Below are 5,060 nucleotides of genomic sequence, written 5' to 3'. Positions count from 1 at the left end.
GTGGGGGCCGAGCGCTGCGTGCGCGCTGCGCGTGGGGGCGGGGGGGGGGGGGGGGGGCCCCCCCCCCCCCCCCCCCCCCCCCCCCCACAACAGGATGGGAATAGGTCAGGCGGCTACGAGGCGACGCTCGCGCGGCGCGGGCACGTGCAGGCCGAGGTAGACCCGGCAGGTGGTGCAGAATCCGTCGTCATGCACGGGCACGTACTGGGTGCACCCTTCGCATTTGCCGGGCCGCTGTCCGGGCGGCAGGACTCGCTCGCGGCGACGCTTGGACGGGACTGGTGCCGGTGCGGGCTCGGCGTCGATGTCGACCGGTGTGGGTGCGCCGGGCAGGTCGGAGTGATCGGCGAGGAACCGGTCGATCACGGCGGTCAGCCATTCCGGAGCGCGGCGGCGAACCTCGCCGATCAACGCGTACGCCGAGTCCCGGTAGTGCTCAGCGAAATACGTGCAGTAGGCGGCGGCGAGATCGGCGCCGGTGAACCCAGCCGCGAGCTCGGGCAGACCGGTGCGGCCGTCGCTGCGGCAGTAATCGCAGAGCCCGTCGTCGCTGCGCAGCACACCACTGCGGGCGTGGACGGGGTGCTGGTCAGCGGTCGGGCGTTCGACGAAGCACGACACGCACCGCCAACCCGAGATCGGGGTCATGGCGGTGCGGAAGTCGTCGAGACCGTTGCCTTGGAACAGGTATGCCTCGCGCCGGTCGCCGCGGGAACGCAGGCCGGTGCGTTCGGCCGCCCACGCGTGCGAGTGTTCCGGCGACTTCACCGATTCACCGGCCAGCGCGCGTTCGTGGTCACGTTGATCGGCGACGTGGGCGCAGTACTGGTGATCCCAGATCGCCTCGGACAGTTCAGCGGGCAGCGGCGGCCGTTCACCGGGCCGGCGCGGGGTCCACCCGCGCGGCGCGGACGTGGTGAGAGTGATTCCACGCGCTGTCAGTTCGGCCCAGCGCTGGCGCAGTCGGGCCTGGTCGGCGACCTCGCTGTCGACGAACAAGCTCTCACGAACATAGGTCGTCACGACGGACGGCTCGACCTCGGCTGACCGGCGGCGTCCGCGGGCGGCGACCCGGGCCCGGATCGGCTCGGGACTCCACCGGGAAGCGTCGATGCGTTTGGTTGGTGCCAGAGACAGTCGGGGCAGCGGGTTGTACCAGGTTCGGATAACCTGGCGGGGCATCTCGGCGGCGGCGAGCTGGACTTCGAGCTTGGCCCGCTCGTCGTCGATGGTGGTGCCGTTGCGGCGCGCGCGAGTGGCCAGGATGTGGTTGAGGTCGTGGTCGCTGTGGGAGTGCAGGCCGGGATCGGTGTCGGGAACTAATGCCAGCATCCGCTCTTGTTCGAGGTCGTCGGCGTGGCGCCACAACGCGTCCAGTCGCAGCAGCGCGGCTTCGCGCGGGTGGAGGGTGAACTGTTCGACCATGAAGTCCAGCAGCCACCAATCGGCGTCGGTCGCCAGCGCGAGTGCGGCGGGGAACGCCTTGAACGCCGCCCGCCGGTCGAGGTCGAGCTGGAGCTCGATCTGAAAGACCGCGTCGAGGAACGCACGAGTTCCCGCCACCTGCTCCGGATCGGCGACGGCAGGCTCGGCGACGGTGGCTTCGGCGGTCGGGTCTTCGAGGAACTGGGGGTAGGGGTGAGCGGTAGTGGACACAGCAGATCTCCTGACTGGGGACGAGAGATACCGGCGGCACCCGGGCGCGCTGGAACGCGACGCTTTTCACGACAAAGAGGGTGCCGGGCTGGGGTGGGCCCAGCCGAGGGCGACCGACCAGGACAGCGGGCGACACGGCGGAGGGAACGCGCCATTGCGTGCGGGGGCGAGTTCCCCACGCCCTGCGGGTGAGACGGGTGGGTGCGGCTGGTGGTGGCGTGGGGAATTCGTTTCCGCCGGGCGCGGGCCCGTAGCCGTGGCGCGCGATGGCCTGGTAGCCCTCGAGGGGCTGGGTCCACCCCAGACCGTCACCCGGACCCACCACCTCTGGACCCGCTCACCGGCGGGATCGCTCACCAGAGCCGCGTGAGGAATCGCCTGCGCCGGTGTCGAGGACTGCCAGTCCGGTTCTATCGGCGTCAGTGCGTGCTGATCAGTGTCTGGGTGAGCGTGCGAACGAAGGTGTCGCCGTCGGTTAGTGGAATCCTCTGGTACTCATCGGCGTTCAATGCCCTGTCGTAGTCGCGGGCGGGTATGGATGTGGTGTCGGCACAGCGGCGGTCCGGGACCGGACGCCGCGGAGCACAGCCGGGCGGTCAGGAGACCGGTGCGCTCAGAACGGTGGCTCGCCGAAACCTGCACCGGCCCCGGCGAGTACCGGCGTCTCCCATGGCTCACGTCCGCCCGCGAGTTCGCCGGCGTCGCCGGCCGACGAATCACTGCCCTGGATCGCCGGGGTGGGTGTGTTGTTCGCGCGGCTGGTGCGTGTCGTGGTGTCGGGCTGAGCGAACCCGCCGCGACTGCTGCCGGTTCGGCCGGTGCGGGTGACCTTGGCTGTGGCGAAGCGCAAGCTGGGCCCGATCTCGTCGACCTCGACTTCGTAGACGGTGCGCTTGTCGCCGTCGCGGGTTTCGTAGCTATGCTGCTTGAGCCTGCCCATCAACAGGATTCGCGAGCCCTTCGACAGCGACTCTGCGGCGTTCTCGGCGGCCTCTCTCCAGAGGTTGCAGCGCAGGAACAACGGGTCACCATCGCGCCATTGCCCGGTATTGCGGTCGAAGACCCGCGGGGTGGAGGCGACGGTGAAATGAGCCACCGCCACACCGGCGGGGGTGAAGGTGAGCTCGATATCGGAGGCCAAGTTACCTACCAAGGGCAGTGTCGGCTCGCCGGGCATATTCGGACCTTTCTGATCGTCAGGATGGGTGGAGGATGTGGTGCAGCAGTCCTGCATCGCGGCCCGGCATTCGGTGAGCGAGTTCGGTTGTGCAGGCGTGGATACAGGCAGGCCGGTGCTACTTCACGGTGCCGTCGTAGATGTCGTTGACGGTAGACGGGGCATAGAGCAGATGCGCCGAGACACCAGCAGGTATCTGGCCACAGCCATCTCGCGTTGGGGCAGGTAGTGAGGTGCGAGCACGAGCTGGCAGGTCGGTTGGTGAAACCAGTGACAAGTTGTGGCCGTGCCCGACTCGATCAGGTCGACCCAGGACAAGTCCACGCCGCGTGGAGGCTTCGCCGATGGTCTCCGGCGTCGAGGGGGTCAGCCGGTTCCTGTGAGGTCGATGCCGAGGTCTGTCGCGACCGCACGCCCTGTTTCGGCGAGCTTACCGATCCTGTCGGGTCGGATGCCGCCGCGGAGTGCGGCGTCGAGCAGGACCGCTATCGGGTGCGCCGGGTCCGCGCGCAGGGCCGCTTCGATGCAGATCCCGGCATGCACCCCGTCGCCGCGGTGGTAGGCGTCGTAGCCGCACAGGATCGCGGCCTCGGCCCGATCACCGCCGCTACTCGCTCGCGCGACCTGATGCCACAGTATCTGCGCCGCCGGGCCGAACCGGGTACCGGCGAGTCCGAACATGACATCGCGGATCGTCCTGTCCCGAAGAACAGCGATAACGGTGGCCAGATCCTTAGGAGTGCAACCGGATTCGTCGACGGCCGCGACCTGGGCCAGAACGGACTCGGCGGCCGCGCGCTGGTAGATGTTGCCGCGATCCTCGGTCGCCGCGGCAGCTAACTCGTCCCGGTAGTACTTGACCGCTGGGCCGATGAGATGCTCGACCCGAGCGGTCAAGTCCGGGTCGGGGGTGAGTAGGTCGACGAGTTCGGCGCGGGAACCACGGATTTGGATTCCGTCGAGTACCTGGGCGAACGCCACAGGTGACGCGCAAGGATCCTCCACTATTCCGTCGCGGTCGTTTTCGAGCAGGCCGCGATATTCAGCGCCGACAGTGACGGTGGGGACCAGCCAGGCGTGGGCCAGCCTGATCGTTGACCCACACAGGTACTTCACGGCTCGGTGCGCGGCCGCGGCGGCGTCGGGTCGGTCGTCGACGATCACCGCCATCGTCGCGGTGACTTCTTCGCGTCGGCATATCGATTTCAGCATGCTCACCAGCTGCTGGGCTGATACAGGTTCGGTGACTGTGTCGAGGTCGACTCGGATCACCGTTTCGATCGTGCGCCGGGCAGGGGTTCTGTCAGGGGTGGAGGTGAGCAGGGCCATGACCACAGACCTGGCGGGGACGAACCCGAGCATGGCAGGCAGCGCGGCGATCAACTCCCCGACACTGTCGACCTTGAGGCGCCCGATCGCGTCGATGCCGCTTGCATGCTCGTCCGGGGTCGGGTTGGTTCGTTCATGACTGGCGTCCACGTCAAAGGGTTCCTTCGGAATTGGTTTGGGGGACAGATTCGTTCGTCGCCTATCGGGCGAGTGCGGGCGCACACCGCAACTAGCGAGCATTGAGCGAATGTGGCCGGGTGCCGTAACCTTTCGGCGGAACCCAGAGCAGTGACACGGCCAGCGTGTGGGCCAGTCTGCCGGGGCCGTACACAGGGAGGCCAGGTCGAATCCCGTTCTCGCCGGGACTCCCGTTGTGCAGACGGTTCAGGCTGCTGCGGCGAGATCGTCGTTCTTTCCCGCATCATTTGGTGGAAGATGATGTCGGTGAACCCGGCCGGGACAGAGTCGGTGCTCTGCCGACACGCGCACCGGGTTGTGGACGCGTCGTCGTTTCGTGGAGCGGCTCAGTTGTCGCGAGTACCGTTGCGGGCGTGCAGAATAGAGCCGCACGCGCCGCAGCCCGGCGACAGGTCGCCGCCTATCACCAGGCCCGCCTCGCCGAGCTCGTCGCGATCCTCGGTGAAGCGATCGACCGGTTCCGTGCCGGTGAGGCCGATGCGTTCGAGACCGACGCGGTGATCCACCGTTACACCCAGGCCGCCCGAAAGTTGTGGGTGTTCTGCGGTCAGAGTGGATCCCAGGTCGAGGTCACCGCGGACCTGATCGACCAACTCGACGCCGAGGGCGAAGCCATCGACTGGTGGAACCAGCAACGCTGACAGTCCGAACCGACACAAAGTCACTGCGGCGCGAATTTCCAGCGGACCGAGTACGCCAA

Annotated in this window: 4 protein-coding genes; all 4 read right to left on the bottom strand. The window is 67.9% G+C overall.

The genetic code is table 11. The annotated features are described in order from the left end of the window. Positions 1-105: 105 nt before the first annotated feature. The gene (locus tag ACFWPJ_RS24300; protein ID WP_378854695.1) at positions 106-1,656 is read right to left on the bottom strand and encodes a hypothetical protein; all 1,551 of its coding nucleotides are present in this window, start codon (positions 1,654-1,656) and stop codon (positions 106-108) included. A gap of 613 nt (positions 1,657-2,269) precedes the next feature. Further along, positions 2,270-2,833 (bottom strand): single-stranded DNA-binding protein, encoded by a 564-nt coding sequence (locus tag ACFWPJ_RS24295; protein WP_378854694.1) that lies wholly within the window; start codon positions 2,831-2,833, stop codon positions 2,270-2,272. 366 nt (positions 2,834-3,199) lie between these two features. Continuing rightward, positions 3,200-4,312 (bottom strand): DUF4192 domain-containing protein, encoded by a 1,113-nt coding sequence (locus tag ACFWPJ_RS24290; RefSeq protein WP_378854693.1) that lies wholly within the window; start codon positions 4,310-4,312, stop codon positions 3,200-3,202. A gap of 374 nt (positions 4,313-4,686) precedes the next feature. Beyond that, on the bottom strand, positions 4,687-5,060 hold a 374-nt coding region (locus ACFWPJ_RS24285; protein ID WP_378854692.1), incomplete at its 5' end, for a hypothetical protein.

Source organism: Nocardia sp. NPDC058497 (genome assembly GCF_042720195.1).
In the GTDB taxonomy this organism is placed as follows: Bacteria; Actinomycetota; Actinomycetes; order Mycobacteriales; family Mycobacteriaceae; genus Nocardia.
Note: the sequence above shows the minus strand (reverse complement) of the source record. Positions and strands in the feature narration are given on the sequence as shown.